General features: G+C 36.6%; 13 protein-coding genes and 1 tRNA gene. 4 read left to right on the forward strand and 10 right to left on the reverse strand.

Features of this window, described 5'->3' with window-relative positions; all coding sequences use genetic code 11:
• Positions 1-77 precede the first annotated feature (77 nt).
• A complete protein-coding gene (gene serS, locus BN1226_RS07935; protein ID WP_044470728.1) occupies positions 78-1370 on the forward strand; it encodes a serine--tRNA ligase in 1293 nt (430 codons plus the stop codon).
• A gap of 184 nt (positions 1371-1554) precedes the next feature.
• On the opposite strand, the gene mnmC is transcribed toward serS, so the two are convergent.
• A complete protein-coding gene (mnmC, locus tag BN1226_RS07940) occupies positions 1555-3630 on the reverse strand; it encodes a bifunctional tRNA (5-methylaminomethyl-2-thiouridine)(34)-methyltransferase MnmC2/FAD-dependent 5-carboxymethylaminomethyl-2-thiouridine(34) oxidoreductase MnmC1 (protein ID WP_044470729.1) in 2076 nt (691 codons plus the stop codon).
• A gap of 207 nt (positions 3631-3837) precedes the next feature.
• Here mnmC and fabB point away from each other — a divergent pair, with 207 nt between their 5' ends.
• Positions 3838-5058, forward strand: coding sequence for a beta-ketoacyl-ACP synthase I (gene fabB, locus BN1226_RS07945; protein ID WP_044470730.1), 1221 nt, complete (start codon positions 3838-3840; stop codon positions 5056-5058).
• A gap of 300 nt (positions 5059-5358) precedes the next feature.
• On the opposite strand, the gene BN1226_RS07950 is transcribed toward fabB, so the two are convergent.
• From BN1226_RS07950 to BN1226_RS07960, 3 genes are all read right to left on the reverse strand, one after another.
• A tRNA-Leu gene (locus BN1226_RS07950) sits at positions 5359-5444 on the reverse strand.
• A gap of 17 nt (positions 5445-5461) precedes the next feature.
• Positions 5462-5803 (reverse strand): preprotein translocase subunit SecG, encoded by a 342-nt coding sequence (gene secG, locus BN1226_RS07955; RefSeq protein ID WP_044470731.1) that lies wholly within the window; start codon positions 5801-5803, stop codon positions 5462-5464.
• A 110-nt stretch (positions 5804-5913) separates the two neighbouring features.
• Positions 5914-7848 (reverse strand): DNA topoisomerase III, encoded by a 1935-nt coding sequence (locus tag BN1226_RS07960; RefSeq protein WP_044470732.1) that lies wholly within the window; start codon positions 7846-7848, stop codon positions 5914-5916.
• A 318-nt stretch (positions 7849-8166) separates the two neighbouring features.
• On the opposite strand from BN1226_RS07960, the gene BN1226_RS07965 reads away from it, so the two are divergent.
• On the forward strand, positions 8167-10005 hold the full coding sequence (locus tag BN1226_RS07965) for an NAD(P)-binding protein (RefSeq protein WP_044470733.1): 1839 nt from the start codon (positions 8167-8169) through the stop codon (positions 10003-10005).
• A complete protein-coding gene (gene fdhF / locus BN1226_RS07970; protein ID WP_044470734.1) occupies positions 10002-12812 on the forward strand; it encodes a formate dehydrogenase subunit alpha in 2811 nt (936 codons plus the stop codon). Before BN1226_RS07965 ends, fdhF begins: the two co-directional genes overlap by 4 nt.
• Before the next feature lie 54 nt (positions 12813-12866).
• Here fdhF and BN1226_RS07975 read toward each other — a convergent pair whose 3' ends face one another.
• The 6 genes from BN1226_RS07975 to secD form a co-directional block, all read right to left on the reverse strand.
• The gene (locus BN1226_RS07975) at positions 12867-13613 is read right to left on the reverse strand and encodes an SDR family oxidoreductase (RefSeq protein ID WP_005760441.1); all 747 of its coding nucleotides are present in this window, start codon (positions 13611-13613) and stop codon (positions 12867-12869) included.
• A gap of 66 nt (positions 13614-13679) precedes the next feature.
• Positions 13680-14414 (reverse strand): monofunctional biosynthetic peptidoglycan transglycosylase, encoded by a 735-nt coding sequence (gene mtgA, locus BN1226_RS07980; protein ID WP_204204328.1) that lies wholly within the window; start codon positions 14412-14414, stop codon positions 13680-13682.
• A complete protein-coding gene (gene trpR / locus BN1226_RS07985) occupies positions 14395-14700 on the reverse strand; it encodes a trp operon repressor (protein ID WP_044470735.1) in 306 nt (101 codons plus the stop codon). Before trpR ends, mtgA begins: the two co-directional genes overlap by 20 nt.
• A gap of 31 nt (positions 14701-14731) precedes the next feature.
• Entirely contained in the window at positions 14732-16846 is a 2115-nt protein-coding gene (locus BN1226_RS07990; RefSeq protein WP_044470736.1) for a transglycosylase SLT domain-containing protein, read from the reverse strand.
• A gap of 129 nt (positions 16847-16975) precedes the next feature.
• Complete coding sequence (gene secF, locus BN1226_RS07995; RefSeq protein ID WP_044470737.1) at positions 16976-17944, reverse strand: protein translocase subunit SecF; 969 nt, start codon at positions 17942-17944, stop codon at positions 16976-16978.
• A gap of 12 nt (positions 17945-17956) precedes the next feature.
• Complete coding sequence (gene secD / locus BN1226_RS08000; RefSeq protein WP_044470738.1) at positions 17957-19807, reverse strand: protein translocase subunit SecD; 1851 nt, start codon at positions 19805-19807, stop codon at positions 17957-17959.
• Positions 19808-19828: the final 21 nt, after the last annotated feature.

The following is a 19828-nucleotide window of genomic DNA, read 5'->3' on the forward strand; positions in this document are numbered from 1 at the left end:
GTTGATACTGTATTTTTCTTTTAAATAGAGATAGAATACTAGGAATCTTACTTGATAAATATAAAATAGGTACCAATATGATCGACCCGAATTTACTTCGTAATAATCTTACAGAAGTTGCAGAAACATTAAAATTAAAACGCAACTTTATTTTAGATACAGCAAAATTAGCTGAATTAGAAGAAGAACGTAAAGCATTGCAAGTGAAAACTGAAACTTTACAAGCGGAACGTAATTCACGTTCCAAAGCAATTGGTGCAGCAAAAGCACGTGGTGAAAACATTGAATCCTTATTAGCTGATGTTGAGCATATGGGAGAAGAGTTAAGTAATTTGAAAGCTCAATTGGATGCTGTACTTAATCAATTAAATGAAATTTCTTTAACTATTCCTAACTTACCAGCAGATGAAGTACCTTTAGGTAAAGATGATAGTGAAAATAAAGAAATTTCACGTTGGGGTACACCTCGTACATTTGATTTTGAAATTAAAGATCACGTAACTTTAGGTGAAGGTATCAATGGCGGTTTAGATTTTGCAGCTGGTGCTAAATTAAGTGGTGCACGTTTTGCTGTAATGAAAGGTCAGGTTGCCAAGATGCACCGTGCATTATCCCAATTTATGTTAGATTTACATACAGAAAAACATGGTTATACAGAAACTTATGTGCCTTATTTAGTCAATCATGACACTTTATATGGTACAGGACAATTGCCAAAATTTGGTGAGGATCTTTTCCATACCAAACCATTAGAAGGGGAAGTGCCTTACGCATTAATTCCAACGGCAGAAGTACCAGTGACAAACTTAGTTCGCAGTGAAATTGTAAATGCAGAAGACTTGCCGATTCGAATGACTGCACATACGCCTTGCTTCCGTTCAGAGGCTGGTTCTTATGGACGTGATACACGTGGATTAATTCGTATGCATCAATTTGATAAAGTAGAATTAGTTCAAATTGTTGAACCTGAAAAATCTATGGAAGCGTTGGAAGAATTAACGGGTCATGCAGAAAAAGTTCTACAACTTTTAGGTTTGCCATATCGTAAAGTTTTATTATGTACAGGTGATATGGGCTTTGGTTCTTGTAAAACTTATGACTTAGAAGTTTGGGTACCAGCACAAAATACTTACCGTGAAATTTCTTCTTGCTCAAATATGTGGGATTTCCAAGCTCGTCGTATGCAAGCTCGCTATAAAGCAAAAGGTGATAAGAAAACCACATTAGTACACACCTTAAATGGTTCTGGTTTAGCTGTAGGTCGTACATTAGTTGCAGTATTAGAAAACTATCAAAATGAAGATGGATCAGTAACAGTACCAGAGGTATTACGTCCTTATATGGGGGGACTAGAAGTTATTGGTAAATAGTCATATTTAAACAAACATATTTAGACAAACATAGAAAAGGACGCAATATGCGTCCTTTGTTTTTTCTATTAACGGCTAAAATAGGCACATTCCCCTCTAATTCGGCAGAAATTTTTGAAAATCTCACCGCACTTTTTCGGTGTTAGAGATGCTCGAAAGTGTGCATTATCTAGTAAATAAGTGATTATTTAATAGCTGTTCCTTTTAATAATTTTCGCATCCAACTTCTATTCGGATTAAGTGTATGAATAATATCTTCGCTAAGTGGTAAAGGTTCTGCATAAATTAATGAGGCTAATGTTTCCCCTAAAATTGGAGCAGAAGTAAGACCTCGAGAGCCTAAGGCACCCACCAAATAAAGATTCTTATAATTTGCAGCATTTGGAATAGCTTGTTTACGACGGCGTAAATTAAAAATATTTTTATATTCTTCTGCTTGTTGCTCAAAATTAGGCACATTTCCTACCATCGGAATACGATCACGCACAGCACAACGTACGCCTATACGAGCCAAATTATCACTAGTATCTACATCCTTTGTCCAATCTAATCCAAGGTTATGTTGAATCTTCAATTGGTTATCTTGTTGTTCTTGATGGCTGAATTCTCGATCTTCACAGTCTCGTACATGGCTTGCACCAATGCAATGATATTGTTTAGCCGCATCAGCAGGGGTAAGATAGCCATCATAGCAAACTACAGATTTCAATTTTAATAGTTTTTCTGATGTGGGAATTTGGCTCACCTGACCACGTACTGAATACACAGGAATATGGGATGTTTGTTCAAACTGATTAAGCTTATGCCCATTGGCAATAATGACCAAGTCATGATGAAATTGTTGACCTTGTTCATTAATTAATATCCAACCTGAATTATGTTGAGAAAGTGCGGCGATTTTTTCAGAATTTTTTAAAATCAGACCGCACTTTTGGGCAAAAGCAAAGCTATTTTGTACAAATTGGCGAGGAGCGAGCCAAGCACCTTTGGGAATAAATCCACCACCACAAGGCAGTGCCAATCCCACTTTTTCACTGAGCGCTTGTTGAGTTAAGGTTTGATATAAACTGAGCGGCCAATCATAGCTTGAAATTTTTGCTAATTTCACCGCACTTTTCTCATCATAAGCACAGAGTGCAACACCACAGAACTCATGCTCAAACGTAATGCCTTGTTGAATAGCCCATTGTAATTGTTGCTGACCATAAGCAAAGGCGTGAATATAAAAGCGGATGTTATGAATATCATCATCACTAAGTTGAGGATAGAAGGCACCTTGTTTATTGCCTGAGGCATTTAGTGCCATTTGTTGATCTTCACAATAGACTGTGACTTGTGCACCTCTCTGCATAAGTGAAAGTGCGGTAAATAATGAAGAAATTCCGCCACCAATAATCGCAATATTGGCTTTTTGAGGTAAATCGGCTGATTGAGAATAGTTCCACGGTTGATGGATTTTTGTTAAATATTCTGGTGAATGTTGAATAAAAGGTATGTCATCAGAAAATCGTTTTTCATGATTAATAGAAATATTATTAACTTTAATTCCATGAATACATTCCCGTTTTTTTCCAAAACCTTTCCTTTTGGTAATGTTGAAACCAACAGATTCTAATCCTTTTTTTACCGCACTTGCTGCCGTAAAAGTCGCAAATGTACCAGATAATTTTGTGTATCGAGAAATATGTTGATATAAATTTTCATTCCACATTTCTGGATTTTTACTGGGTGCAAAACCATCTAAGAACCAAGCATCAATTTTCTCAATCATATAATCGCCTAATTGAGGTAAATTCTCAGCAATATCGCCAAACCAAAGATCTAAAGTTGTTTCTTCGAAATGAAAACGATAACAACCTACAATAGGTTCAAGCCATAACCGTTGTAGCTGCGCTGCAATAGATTGAAATTCTGGATAAGCTTGATGTGCTAATTTTAATTCTGCTAAATTAATAGGAAATTTTTCAAAGGAAATAAAAAATAAGCGAGTTAGTGAACTATGAGGATACTGTTCACGAAATTGTCTAAATAATGTCGTTACTGCAAAAAAGTTTAAGCCAGTGCCAAAACCTGTTTCTGCAATAACAAAATGTTGCCCTTGATAGGCTTTCCAACGTTCCCATAGCTGATTGCCTTCCTGAAATACATAACGGCTTTCAGCAAGCCCATCTTGAGTTGAAAAGTAAATATCATCAAATTGTTCAGAAACAGGTGTGTTATCTTGATTAAAATGAATACTGGCAGGGCTAACTTTTAGCATATTTGATTATTTCCTTGGTATTTTTGTTATTTAGTTTTATATCATACGCTTAATTATAAATTTATTCCAAAAAGGAATGTTTCCCTACTGGTCGTATGTTAAAATTAACACTTGCAATATTTTATTTTCATAGTAAATTAGCTTTCAGCTAACAAATGTAAGTTGAAATGATTGAAAAGTTTCACTTAAAACGATAAGGAAAAAATAATGAAAAGAGCAGTTATTACTGGTTTCGGTGTAATTTCAAGTATAGGTAACAACAAAGAAGAAGTTTTAGCTTCTTTAAAAGCAGGTAAATCAGGTATTGAAACTGTACCAAGCTTTGTTGAAATGGGTATGCGTAGCCACATCGCAGGTACAATCAAAATCAATCCAGCAGAACACATCGACCGTAAAGTTTATCGTTTTATGGGAGATGCGGCTTCTTACGCTTATCTTGCAATGAAAGAAGCTATTGAAGATGCTAATTTATCTGAAGATCAAGTTTCTAATGATCGTACAGGTTTAGTTATTGGGGCGGGTACAGGATCAGCACATAGTCAATTAGTGGCTTGTGATGCGGTACGTGGTCCCCGTGGTGTCAAAGCAATTGGCCCTTATGCAGTGACAAAAACCATGGCATCAAGTGCATCAGCTTGTTTGGCAACACCATTTAAAATTCGTGGTGTGAACTACTCAATGAGTTCAGCTTGTGCAACATCAGCACATTGTATTGGTCATGCTTGGGAATTAATCCAATTAGGTAAACAAGATATTGTATTTGCAGGTGGTGCAGAAGAATTGTCTTGGGAATGTGCCACTGAATTCGATGCAATGGGCGCCCTTTCAACTAAATATAACGATACGCCAGAAAAAGCATCTCGTGCATATGATGCAAATCGTGATGGTTTTGTAATTGCAGGTGGTGGTGCTGTAGTTGTTGTTGAAGAATTAGAACATGCATTAGCACGTGGAGCAAAAATTTATGCTGAACTGATTGGCTATGGAGCAACTTCAGATGGTTATGATATGGTAGCTCCAAGCGGTGAAGGCGCAGAACGTTGTATGAAACAAGCCATGGCTAATATTGATACAGCAATTGATTACATCAATGTTCATGGTACATCAACTCCAGTAGGTGATGTAAAAGAATTAGCTGCAATTAAAGCTGTATTCGGTGATAAAGTGCCTGCGATTTCTTCAACTAAATCAATGACGGGTCACTCTTTAGGTGCAGCTGGTGCTCATGAAGCTATTTACACATTACTTATGTTAGAAAATGATTTTATTGCTCCAAGTATTAATATTGAAACATTAGATGAACAAGCCGAAGGTGTAAATATTGTTACTCAAACGAAAGAAAATGCAGGCTTACAAGTAGTAATGTCAAATAGTTTTGGTTTCGGTGGTACGAATGCTACCTTAGTATTTAAACGTTATACTAAATAATTAATTATTTTATCCATATTGAATAGAAAAGTGCGGTTTTTATACCGCACTTTTTTTGTGTAAGGTTTTGTCTATAGAGTAGTAATGAAAATATATTTGTTGAACTTTAGTGATTCTTTAGACATCTTTATTTACTCTAGAACAAGTGTGGTAGTAACAAAAAGTGAGTTACAAAAAGGTACATTATCAAGTACAAAAATGCACGGATTGAATGGAGTTAATTTGGAACAACGAAAAAGGCTAGAACCTTATAAATTCTAGCCTTGTGAATTTCTTTAAAATGTTATTGGAACATATCATTGGTGCTCTGGGCGAGACTTGAACTCGCACGGCCTACGGCCACCACCCCCTCAAGATGGCGTGTCTACCAATTCCACCACCAGAGCATTTTAGAATTTAATTTTTATTGAGGGATATCTGCGTTTTTATTTTCAACTGGTGCAGGTTTTGCAGGTTGTTGTAGCTGTTCTGCTGCTTGAGATAAATCCTCAAATGCGCCTTGTTTTACATTATTTTTATGTGAGTTCATATTGCCAAGAGCAATACTAATAATAAAGAAGATTGTAGCTAGAAGAGCTGTTGTACGCGATAAAAAGTTTGCAGAACCAGCTGAACCAAATACTGTACCTGAAGCACCACCACCGAAAGATGCCCCTGCATCAGCACCTTTACCTTGCTGAACCAGAATGAAACCAATTAAAGCGATTGAAACTAGTAAATAAATAATTAATAAAGCTTGATACATTATATTTTCTCTTCTTTGCAAATTGCAATTATATAAAACGTGCAAATACTAGCTGATTTTTGCTGTCATCGCAAGTCATTTTATGTAAATTGTGGCGGATTGTGTTAATTTTAGACATTTGTTTTATTTTCAATGTTTTTATTATTTTTCGTTTTCAATTTAAAAGATTTAGCTTGAGAATTATTGGTTACACTCGTTAATTTACGCAGTGCCGAATAATTAACATATTGTATGAGTTCAGGCAGTAAGTGAATCAAGGTTGACATAAATTGTTGGTAACTTGTTTGCTTACGACTAATGCTATCTAATTGGGATTCCCAATGTGCTGTCATATCAGGTTGAGTCGCAATATCAGGAAGTGCCTCAATTAAGATTCTACCTGCTTCAGTACTATGAATATTACGACCTTTTTTATATAAGAAACCTCGTTTGAATAGTAATTCAATAATACCCGCACGAGTCGCCTCTGTGCCTAACCCATCGGTTTCACGTAAGATCTTTTTTAATTCTTTATCTTGCACAAAGCGGGCTATGCCGGTCATTGCAGATAATAGGGTTGCATCTGTAAAAGGTTTAGGGGGTTGAGTTTTTTTACTTATAATTTCCCCTTTTTGACAATGTAGTACTTGCCCTTTTTTTACCACGGGTAATGGTGGCTCTAATTGTTCATCATCATCTTCTTTACCTAACAATTCTTTCCAGCCGGCTACTTGTAAATTGCGTGCTTGAGCAATAAATTTTCCTCCTGCAATAATAAAATCAATTTTACTTTTGCGATATTCTGCATCTGGGCAGAATTGCATTAAATATTGGCGAGCAATTAACGTATAAATATTGAGTTCATGTACGTTTAAACTTACAGGGCGGTTTTTTGCCGTCGGGATAATGGCGTGGTGTGCTTCCACTTTTTTATCATTCCAACAACGATTTTTTTGCTCAATATTGACCGCACTTGGCAGCTGTTGGTATTGGTTAGAATGCATTTGAATTACCGCGAGCACTTTTTCACGCTCAGCAAAATGTTCTTCAGGTAGATAACGACAATCTGAACGTGGATAAGTAATGAGTTTGTGCTTTTCATATAGATTTTGGCACGTATCTAAAACATCTTGTGCAGACATTCCAAAGCGTTTTGCCGCATCAATTTGCAAAGCCGAAAGTGAATAGGGTAAAGGTGCGGTTTCTTTTTCACGTTTGTCTACATATTCTGTCACTTCCGCAGGTTGATCTGTAATGCGTTTAACCACATTTTCTGCCAACCCTTTGGAAAGCACTCGACCATCTTCATCTTGATAATCTTCACAAGCTTTACTTGGCTGCCAAAGTGCGGTCAGTTTTTGCGGAATTTCTTCTTGAGTTTGGATATGGGCGAGCACTTCAAAGAAATCTTTGGGTTGAAAATTTTCAATTTCTAGGTCACGACGCACAATTAATCCTAATACGGGTGTTTGTACCCGTCCCACAGAAAGCACACCGTTATAGCCTGCTTGGCGACCGTGAATGGTATAGGCTCTGGTCATATTAATTCCATATAACCAGTCAGCACGAGCTCGAGCAAGCGCTGAAGTTGCTAAAGCGATAAAGTGTGTATTAGGCTGCAATTTTTTTACTGCTTTTTCTACCGCACTTGGATTGAGATCGCTGACTAAACAACGTTGAATAGCATTACGTTTATTAATAGATAATTTAGCATAATTGAAAACTTCATCTACTAATAATTGCCCTTCTCTATCAGGGTCTCCAGCATTGACTAATTGATCTGCTTGATGAATAAGATTTTCAACAGTTTTCAGTTGTTTCGCCACTTCTTTACGTGGAATGAGTTGCCATTTTTCAGGTACGATGGGTAGATGCTCAAGACGCCATTGTTTAAAAATAGGGTTGTAAGCATCAGGTTCTGCTTGCTCTAATAAATGCCCTACACACCAAGTTACGCAATCATTATTGCCACACTTAATGAAACCATCACCACGCTGATGTGGTTTAGGTAACACGTCAGCAATGGCTCTGGCTAAGCTAGGTTTTTCGGCTACAAATAATCGCATTTCATGTTGGTCTCTTAATTAAAAATTCGGGAAATTCTACCGCACTTTTTACTTCATTCAAATAAGCTTTCTAATATCGTGAGCTTCTGTTAGAGAATATTGCTGATGTTTAGGGAATATATTCGTAAATAAAATTAACAGAATTTATTTGATGTTAAAAAAACAGTAAAACTATTTTTATAAATGATATGGATCAAAAATTAAAGACATATTTTTTGTAGGCCATTTACAGTTGAAAATATTTTATGTCAATATGAAGTCATTTATTTTTGTTCTATTTTTTTTCTTTATTTTAGTGTTATTTGGGAGTGATTCGGTATGGCTAAATTCTTTCTTACCCCTGCGGATAACTATGATGTAAAAATTGGTCAATTAGTTGATAAGTTTGTCAATAAAGTTAGAAGTTTTCCTCCTGGTACTTGTCCTTTGGTTGTGCAATATGCCTCCTTACGTTCTTCAATGAGCCAAACCTGTGGCAAGTGTGTTCCTTGTCGTGATGGTATTCCTCATTTGTCTTTTTTATTGCGAGATATTTTAGCAGGAGAAGGCGATGATAATACGATGTATCAAATTCGTGAATTAGCAGAAATGATTCGTGATGGTTCAGATTGTGCGATTGGTTATCAACCTGCGATTGAAATTCTAGATAGTATTGAAGAGTTTAAAGAAGAATACGAGAGTCATATACATCATAAATCTTGCCAAAAGGTTATCGGTCAGAGAATTCCATGTATCAATATGTGTCCTGCCCACGTGGATATTCCTGGTTATATCGCTCATATTGGTGATGGAAATTATGCAGCGGCAATTAACTTAATCCGTCGAGATAATCCTTTACCTACGGCTTGTGGGCTGGTATGTGAACATCCTTGTGAAGAACGTTGTCGTCGCCGCTTAATTGATGATGCAATTAATATTCGTGGTTTAAAGAAATATGCGGTAGATCAAATTGCTGCGGATACAGTGAAAGTCCCTGAACCATTACCAGATACAGGTAAAAAGGTTGCGGTTATTGGCGGTGGACCCGCAGGATTAACTTGTGCTTATTTTTTAGCGCAAATGGGTCATCGAGTTACCATTTATGAGCGCCAAAAAGCTTTGGGTGGTATGTTGCGTTATGGCATTCCTAATTATCGTTTTCCTAAAGATCGTTTAGATCAAGATTTAAATGCAGTGTTGTCGGCAGGCAATATTGAAGTGAAATATGGGGTGATGGTAGGCGATGATATTTCTGTAGAAGAAATTCGTCGTAACCATGATGCGATGTTCGTGGGCATCGGTGCGCAAAAAGGCAAAATTTTGCGTATAGATGGTGCTGATGCGAATAATGTGTTCTCTGCGGTGCAAATGCTTGATGATATTGGCAATAATATTATTCCTGATTATACGGATAAAGTAGTTGTGGTGATTGGTGGAGGTAACGTTGCAATGGATGCGGCACGTTCTGCAGTGCGTTGTAAAGCCAAAGATGTGCGTATTGTTTACCGCAGAAGACAAGAAGACATGACTGCACTTCATACGGAAATTGAAGCGGCGATTATGGAAGGAATAGAACTGATTACCCTTGCCGCACCTGTGAAAATTGAAAAAGATGAATCAGGCAGTTGTAGAGGCTTAACGGTTCAACCACAGATGACGGGCCCTTATGATCATGGTGGTCGTCCAAGCCCAGTAAAAGCGAATAAACCTGAGTTTACTATCGATTGTGATGTAATTTTAATTGCAGTGGGACAAGATATTATTAGTATGCCATTTGAAGAATTTGGTATGCCAGCAGAGCGTGGTGTGTTTAAATCCGATCTGACAACGGCAGTACCTGATATGAATGGTGTATTTGTCGGCGGTGATTGTGCAACAGGGCCTTCAACTGCAATTAAAGCAATTGCCGCAGGAAAAGTAGCTGCTCATAATATTGATGAATATCTTGGTTATCATCATGAATTTCCTTGCGAGACAAAAGCACCGCCACCAAAACAAAATGTTCGCATACAGATTGGCCGTGCAAATATTACCGAAAGACCTGCCTATATTCGTAAATGTGATTTTGAGCATGTGGAAAATCCTTATACTTATGAAGAAGCTATGCAAGAAGCGGAACGCTGTTTACGTTGTGATCATTTCGGTTGTGGAGTTTTACAAGGGGGGCGTAACTTATGATTAATTTAAATATTGATGGAGTAAATGTTCAAGTTGCTGAAGGAACAACTATTCTTGATGCAGCAAAATCAATAGGTATCAATATTCCTACATTATGTTACTTAAAAAATGTGAGTGATATCGGTTCTTGTAGACTTTGTGTGGTTGATATTGAAGGATATGAAAAATTACCTACATCTTGTAATACGCTTGCACAAGATGGCATGATTATTCGAACTCAAACCGATAAAGTGGTGCGATCTCGCCGTATGGCATTGGATTTAATTTTATCTCATCATAATTTAATTTGTTTTTCTTGTCCTTCTAATGGTGCTTGTGAACTACAAAATGTCGCGCATCAATGCGGAATTAGTGAATCTAGTTTCCCTAATTTTCGGTTACCTGGAATTGAAGTACCTCATGTGGAAGATAATCCTTTTTTAGGATATCGACCAGATTTGTGTATTCATTGTCAACGTTGTATTAATACTTGTGCAAATGTTAGTGGTTGTAATTCTATTCAACTCACCTCAAGAGGCATTTTTAGGGCTATTGAAACCCCATTTGGTACAAATTGGAAAGAAACGAATTGTGAGTCTTGTGGTAATTGTGCCGAAGCTTGTCCAACAGGCGCTATTTATAAAAAAGAAGCCAAGGCATACCGCAGTTGGGAAATTCAACGAGTAAGAACCACATGTCCACATTGTGCAGTAGGTTGCCAATATAATTTATTAGTGAAAGATAATAAATTAGTGGGTGCTGAGGGGGTAGATGGCCCATCAAATAATAATCGTCTTTGTGTAAAAGGTCGTTTCGGTTCTTATAAATTTGTGATGTCTCAGGATCGGTTAACAGATCCATTAATTAAAGATCGTGGGACGGGAAAATTTAGAAAGGCTAGTTGGGATGAGGCTTTAGATCTTGTGGCTTCAAAATTTATGGCATTAAAACGTCAATATGGCCCAGATTCATTAGCTGGTTTTGCTTGTTCAAGATCACCAAATGAAGATATTTACATGGTTCAAAAAATGGTACGTGCATGTTTTGGTACGAATAATGTTGATAACTGTGCTCGTGTATGCCATTCAGCTTCTGTAGAAGGGTTAGCGAAAACCTTAGGTTCGGGGGCGATGACCAATACTATTTATGATATTACTCATGATGTGGATGTGATTTTATTGGTGGGTTCAAATCCTGAAGAGGCGCATCCTGTCATTGGTATGCAAATCCGTGAAGCGGTGCGTAATGGTACAAAACTGATTGTAGTAGATCCTCGTGATATAGGTTTAACCAAACAAGCTGATATTCATTTAAAATTACGTCCTGGTAGTAATATTGCTTTTGCCAATGGTATGTGTCATCTCTTTATTGAAGAAGGATTAATTGACGAGAAATTTATTGCCGAAAATACAGAAGGTTTTAAAGAACTTAAAAAAATCTTAAAGAGTTATACGCCAGAACGAGTTGCTAAGATTTGCAATATTGATCCTGATGATCTTCGAGCTGCTGCAAGAATGTATGCTACGGCAAAAAAAGCACCAATTATTTATTGTTTAGGCGTAACAGAACACTCAACAGGGACGGAAGGCGTCATGTCAATGTCTAATATGGCAATGATGGTAGGGAAATTAGGTCGTGAAGGTTGTGGTGTCAACCCATTACGTGGGCAAAATAATGTGCAAGGAGCTTGTGATATGGGCGCGATGCCAGATAAATATTCTGGTTATCAATTAGTCTCAGATCCTATTGTTAGGAATAAATTTGAAAAGGCTTGGGGAATTAAATTACCATCGCAAATGGGGATGCATGCTACGGATATTTTCCCAAGTGCAATTAAAGGAAATATTAAAGGATTATATATTTGTGGTGAAGATCCTGTCGTGACGGATCCCGATACAGCACATGTGATAAAAGCATTAAAATCATTAGACTTTTTAGTGGTTCAAGAGTTATTCATGACAGAAACTGCAATGTTAGCAGATGTAGTATTGCCAGGGCGTTCTTATGCTGAAAAAGATGGTACATTCACTAATACTGAGCGTCGTGTCCAGCGAGTCCGTAAAGCGGTCACATTACCTGGAAATAGTCGTTTAGATACGGATATTATCTGTGATTTAATGCGTCGTATGGGTTATAACCAACCGACTTTAAGTGCTTCAGAGATCTTTGATGAGATGGCATCTGTTACGCCATCATTCCATGGAATTAGTTATGCTCGTTTGGAAAATGAGCCAACTAAATCATTGCAATGGCCATGTACAGATAAATTTCATCCAGGTACGCCAATTATGCATGTAGGAAAATTTGTGCGAGGTTTAGGTTATTTTTATCCGACAGAATATAAACCAGCACAGGAATTACCTGATAAAGAATATCCAATGATGCTAACTACAGGGCGTATTTTGTATCATTATAATACTAGTGCTATGACAAAACGTACAGAAGGGTTAATGGAAATTGCAGGACACTCATTTGTAGAAATTAATACACAAGATGCTGAGCATTTAGGTATTAAAGATGGTGAACGTGTAACCGTATCTTCTCGTCGTGGTACGATAACATCAGAAGCACGAGTCTCCGATAAAACTAATCCAGGGGAATGTTGGATGCCATTTCATTTCCCTGATGGCAATAGTAACTGGCTTACTAATGCTGCATTAGATAAATATGCTCGAATACCAGAGTATAAAGTTTGCGCTTGTCGAATTGAGAAATTATCAAAAGAACAGGCTTATGATGGACGAGGTCGATACATTTCACAAAAAATCATTGCGACACAATGGCATAAAAGAATGGATAAGTCCCTAAGTCGGGTGATAATGAGATAAACAAAAGTGCGGTAAGAATTTTAAAAATTTATACCGCACTTTTTTATCTACAACTTAATGTTTTACTACTTTTAATGCATTACTGCTTTGACTAATCGGCATGATTTCAATGCGATTAATATTGACATGAGCGGGTTGTTGATAGATCCAAAGAATCGTATTGGCAATATCTTCTGGCTGGATTGACTCAGTATCTTTATAAAGATTAGCGGCTCGCTCATCATCCCCTTTAAAACGTACATTAGAAAATTCTGTTCCACCGCAAAGCCCAGGTTCAATATTAGTTACTCGTACTTTAGTACCAGATAAATCTGCACGCAAGTTTAAACTAAATTGTTTTACAAAGGCTTTCGTTGCACCATAAACATTACCACCAGGATATGGATAAGTACCTGCAATTGACCCGAGGTTAATAATATGGCCTTTATCACGTTCAACCATTTGTGGCAGAATTTTTCTTGTGAGATAAATAAGACCAATAATATTAGTATTCACCATAGTGAGCCAGTCTTCAATTTTCACTTGATGAGCAGGTTCTAAACCTAAGGCTAAACCAGCATTATTTACTAATAGTTCAATTTCAGACCATTGCTTAGGTAAGCTATCGATAGCTTTATCAATATCAACTGTGTTGGAAATATCCATTTGTAATGGATAGAAGTTATCACCTAGTTGTTGTTTTAATTCATTGAGTTTTTCTAAACGACGGGCTGCACCAATAACTTTATAGCCAGCTTTGACTAAGGTGATACAAGTTGATTTACCAAAACCTGCAGAGGCACCAGTTACTAAAATCGCCATATTGTTCTCCTTGGTTATAGATTAAAAGAAAGGTGGTATCTATCTTACTACGAATATAAAGAACTGTTACAGATTTTTTAGATAACCTTGACCTAAAGCATTCATTTGATGAATGATCCAAATTTGTTTTTTACGTACCACTAAACTTGGTTTATTCACTTTATAGATAATCGGGTTCGGTAAGACTGCAGCTAACATAGCTGCTTCTGATTGTGTCAAATTTTTAGCGGACTTTTTAAAATAATACTGACTAGCAGCTTCCACACCAAAAATGCCTTTGCCAAATTCAGCAATATTTAAATAAACCTCAAGAATACGTCGTTTAGACCATAATGTTTCCAACATTAGTGTTACAGGCACTTCTAAGCCTTTTCTTATCCAACTTTGACCATGCCATAAATAGAGATTTTTAGCCGTTTGTTGGGAAATCGTAGAGGCTCCTCGTATTCGTTTCGATTTTTGGTTATATTTCACCGCACTTTGAATCGCATTCCAGTCAAAACCATTATGATGAGGAAAGCTTTGATCTTCTGCCGCAATGACGGCTAATTGCATATGAGGCGAGATTTCATCAAGGCTTGTCCAATCATATTTAATATCATAATCAAAATCTAATATCGCTAAATGGGCAATTTTTTGTTCTGCCATATAAGCAGAAAAAGGAATAGGAACAATGCGAAAGAATACTGTAATCGCAATGGAGAAAATAAAAAAATAGAATAAAAAAGTACCGCATTTTGTATCAAAAATGCGGCAATTTTTATGTTTACAAAAATGAAACTTAAAGGTTATTTTTTTCATCAATTTGAGCTTTGACCCAATCCATAAATTCAGGTGGCATCAATTTCAACATATTAGAACCTCTGGTAATTGTTGCAGCACTGGTGCTAAGATTTTGTTGAATTTCACGCTGTGGAATTTTTTTATCAAGTAATTGAGCAACAATTTGTAATCGTAGCCCAATTGCATCTCGTTCATCAGGGGTGAGCAGAAGCGTTAATAGCTCTTGTTCTTTTCCTTTGTTAAATGCAGTTCGTAAAACCTCAATAAATGTTGTCCATTGTTTCATGTTACGACTAATATACATATCAAACTCCTTGATTATTTATACTATTAAACTAGTATAGCTTATTATATTCCTCTTTGGAAAATATTTGTTGTGGCTTGTTTTGTAAAATTTGGTAATAGGTATCATAAGCGAGAACATTTTGTACATAGCCCCGCGTTTCATAGAAGGGAATAGAAGCGACGAATTCAGCCATTGTGAGTTTACCATTAGATTTTGCTAACCATTGGTCAACACGATTTGCGCCTGCATTATATGCTGCAGCGATGAGAATTCGATTATCTCCATATTTATCGTATAATTCTTGTAAATGTGTTGTTCCAAGCATAATGTTATTAAATGGATCCAATAACTGATTTTCTTGATTATAAGGCAAATTATTGCGTTGAGCTGTTAATTTTGCCGTGCTAGGTAAAAGTTGCATCAAACCTTGAGCATTAGCACTTGAACTTACATAAGGCTTCCAAGCACTTTCTTGACGAGCAATCGCCATTGCAAAAGTGCGGGTGATTTTTTTATCTTTTAAAAATAAATCAAACCATTTTTCATAGGCGTTAGGCAAACGTAATTTTAAATAGTTCCAGGCTTTAGCCTGAATTGTCCCTTCCACTTGTAAATCATACCAGCAATGCTTTTCAGCAAACTTAATTAATGCAATTTGTTCATTGAAATTAGCTTGATTAAAAAGCTCCCGCCATTCTGTATTCATGTTATTGTGATCATTAAAATAACGAAGTTCTTCAATGCGGGCTAGTTCATTAGCATATTTATCCGCCACAGATGTTAAATCTGTTACTTTCTGTGTGGAAGATGGGCTTTGCAAATTAGAATGACTTGTTTCTTGTTGAGATGATGTTGTTTCAATCTCTTTTGTTTCTTGCACTTTTATTTGGTAAGGTATGCCAAGCTCTTGTGCAGCTAGCATAGCGTAAAATCCTCGTTGGCTAGAAATTGATTTTAGTATATTTTTAGATTTTTCGGCAGAAAATTGTGATGTTTTTGTAAGCCAATATTGCCATTCATCCATGGCTTTTTTTTCATCAGAAAGCAATGCTAACCAGGGGGTAATATCTTCTTTTTCACGAATAGCCATGCGAATACGGCGTTCTATCAGTTTATCTTCCTTAACGGTTTTTAATACTGTGTCACGCCATTGTTGCACGCTTATATTAGGGCTATCAAATAGTTGATTAATGATTAAGGTTTGCCAATTGTGAGTTTCTTCTGGTGTTAAGTTGAAAGCTATTGCCCAGTTATCCACTTTAGACAATAAGCTTTTAATATCCATTACATCCGTATCTTTAATGGTTTTGATAAAACTTGGAAAAATAGCCAGTAAAATACGCTTATTTTGTTCATTAATTTCTAGATTATCCGCATTTAGGGAAAAGTCTGGACTGGAGATTTTTTGTGCATAACGACGTAAATCAGCTAAATCTTTTAACCATGTTTGTAGGGTAGACTCTTGTGTCATGGAAGATAAATGCGTTAATAGCCCTACATTATTTTGCTCAAAGGCAAGTAATGCTCGTTGCTGAATTAGTGAATTGCTCAAACCGCCCATTTGATACCATTGCTCAAATAAAGGATCACAAACTTTCGGTAAACTATTGCCAGTTAGCCATAATTGTTCTAACTGTGATTCAGTCAACGTGCCCACGATAAATTGAGGTTGATTCACTAAATTTTTTTCTAAATTGACCGCACTTTTAGGCAAAATCATCTGCATGTTTTTTCCATTTATTGCAAGCTCAGCTTGTTGTATAGCACATTGCGTATAGGTATTTGTAGGTAGCTGCTGTTTGCTATCTAAAATAGTTTGCCAATGTTCCGCTTTTTGTTGTGCTTCTAGCCATTGTTTGCTCAGATTTTTAGATAAAGGAAAATTACTATGTTGCTTTTGATAAGTATCTATATCAGCAAAATTTAAATTGGCGAGATTGGCAGTGAATAATTGATATTCAGCGTAAGGATAAAGCGGGTAGTCTTTTATCTCTGCTACTAGTTGTGCTGCAATATTTTGAGTGGTATTAGATGATGAAATTGTCAATAATTGAGAAATCTTTTGATAGATTTCACGTTGTTGTTCTAATGGAGCTTCTGTAGCAAAAATAGAGAATGTGATACTTGATGTGAGTAACGTCAATATAGTACGAGAGAATTTCATGCTATGCTTCGCTCCTATTTTATATTTATAGCCTTTAAAAATAAAACCCGATAATAAATCGGGTTTTACTGTCTATTTTAGACCTTTTTATGTAAAAAAAGTGCGGTAATTTTTCAAAAAATTTTACGTTTATAGACCTTCTTGAAATTCTTCTTTTTCCACCACTTTGATTAACATATGCTCACGGTCTAAGCCGAAGTCAAAGGCTAAAGCAATTGCCACAAAGATAGAAGAGTAAGTACCAAAACCGATACCAATTAATAGTGCTAAAGAGAAGCTATAAATTGATGGGCCACCAAAGAACAATAATGAAAATACAACAAATAAGGTTGTAATAGAGGTCATTAAGGTTCTTGATAAGGTTTGGGTTAAGGAAATATTAATGACTTCTTCTGAGCTTAAACGACGAACTTTGCGGAAATTTTCACGTACACGGTCAAATACCACAATACTATCGTTTAATGAGTAACCTACTACTGTTAAAATAGCAGCAACAAAGGTCAGGTCAATTTCAATTTGTAGGAAAGAAAATACACCAATAGTAACGATGACATCGTGTGCGAGAGCTAAAATACCGCCTAATCCCAATCGCCATTCAAAACGCATTCCAACATAAGCCAATAACATAATTAAAGTTGCTAATGTGGCATAAATTGCACCTTGAGTTAATTCTTCACCCACATTTGGACCTACGAATTCCACTGCACGTATTTGAATATCTTTATCCAATGCAGTCATCATATCTTTGATATTATTACCAATATTTGAATCACTAGCTGATGCAGGTAAGCGAATAGCTACATCATTTGAACTCCCTGTGGTTTGTACTAGTGCGCTTTCAATCCCGTGATTTTTTAAGGTACTACGGACTTGTTCAAGATCAGCTGGTTGAGAGAAATGTGTATCAATGATCACCCCCCCAGTAAAATCTAGACCCCAGTTAAAGCCTTTAGTAAAAATTGAAAATAAGCTTAAAAAGATCACAATAATTGAAAATAGATATCCCAATTTACGAAATTTCATAAAATGAAATAAAGAAAATGGGAGACCAATACCTTTATATTCGTGTTTCTGTTTTAGATTTGTTGATACACTCATAATGATTCCGTCCTAAATTGATAATTTCTCAACACGTTTACCACCGTAAATCCAATTGACAAGCATGCGAGTACCCGTGATTGCGGTAAACATTGAGATTGCAACCCCTAATGCAAGGGTGACGGCAAAACCTTTTACAGGACCCGTACCTACGGAATAAAGAACAATTGATGTTAAGATGGTTGTTAAGTTGGCATCAAAAATAGATGTCCATGCGCCGTTATAACCTTCATGAATAGCTTGTTGAATAGGGCGTCCATTACGTAGTTCTTCTTTGATCCGCTCAAAAATCAGTACATTTGCATCCACTGACATCCCAACAGATAAAATAATCCCTGCAATACCAGGCATGGTGAGAGTTGCTCCAGGTAATAAAGACATCAATCCTACAACTAATACCATATTGGCACAGAGAGCAAGACTTGCCACTAAACCAAATAATTTGTAGTAAATTAAACAGAAGACAATGACAATGGCTAATCCCCAAAGACCAGCATTTAGTCCTTGTTCAACATTTTGAGCACCTAATGAAGGACCAACTGTACGTTCTTCAACAATTTGGATTGGGGCAGTTAATGCACCTGAACGTAATAAGACTGATAAATTTTGGGCTTCAGCAGGAGTATCAATACCTGTAATTTGGAATTGACTACCAAAACGACCTTGTATTGTTGCAATATTAATGACTTCTTCATGTTTAGCCAAAATGACTTTACCATTTTCATCTTTTGAACCACTGTCTTTATATTCTACATATAAAGTTGCCATAGGTTTCTTCAGATTCAAACGGGTAGTGTCAGACATGATTTCTCCACCTTCACTATCTAAAGTCACACTTACTTGAGGTAGAGAGGTATTTTTATCTACACCAGAATTTGCATTGGTAATGTGTTCACCACCCAATACTGCACGTTTAAATAATGCTACAGGCTGGCCATCTTTAGTTTGTTTGATTTCCGTATCAGATGGCACAATATTACGAGAAATTGCTTCAGGGCTCACATTTGGATTTACTAAGCGGAATTCTAGTGTGGCAGTCGCCCCTAAAATTTCTTTTGCACGAGCAGTATCTTGAATACCAGGCAATTCCACAACAATACGTTCTGCACCTTGACGTTGAATGACTGCTTCAGATACACCTAATTCTTCCACACGTTTACGTAAAATACCTAAGTTTTGTTCAACTGCATTTTCACGATATTCGGTTAATGCTTGTTCTGATAAATTTAACGCAATGCTATCAGAAGAGGATGATTTAATATTCAGAGTAGGGTGTTGTTTACGTAAGAATCGTTCTGCATCTGCTAATTGTTCTGGTTTAGCCAATGTCACCATTGTTCCAAAATTATCAGCATTTTTAATGCCTGAATATTGAATTTTTTCTTTACGTAATTCAGTACGTAAATTGTCTTGCAGCTGTTCTTGACGTTTTGCGAGAGCAGTATTCATATCTACTTCCATTAAGAAGCGAACACCACCACGTAAATCAAGTCCCCATTTCATAGGGTTGCCACCTAAACTACTTAACCAAGCGGGTGTAGAAGGTGCTAAGTTTAAGGCAATAGAATAAGACTGACCAAGTTTTTCAGTGATTTTATCTTTGGCAAGAAGTTGGTCATTTGTATTATTGAAACGGGCTAAAATTGAGCCATTTTCTAATTTGATAGATTTAGGATTGAGATGATTTGTATCTAATAAGTTTTGTACATCACTCAATGTAGTTTCGGAGGCCGTGTGACCACGGGTACCAGAAATTTGTACGGCAGGATCTTCACCGTAAATATTTGGAAGAGCGTATAAAACGCCAATGGCGATCACGAGGATCACCATTAGATTCTTCCATAAAGGGTAGCGATTTAACATAACTGTTTAATTTCCCTTGGA

Source organism: Mannheimia massilioguelmaensis (assembly GCF_000940515.1).
In the GTDB taxonomy this organism is placed as follows: domain Bacteria; phylum Pseudomonadota; class Gammaproteobacteria; order Enterobacterales; family Pasteurellaceae; genus Basfia; species Basfia bettyae.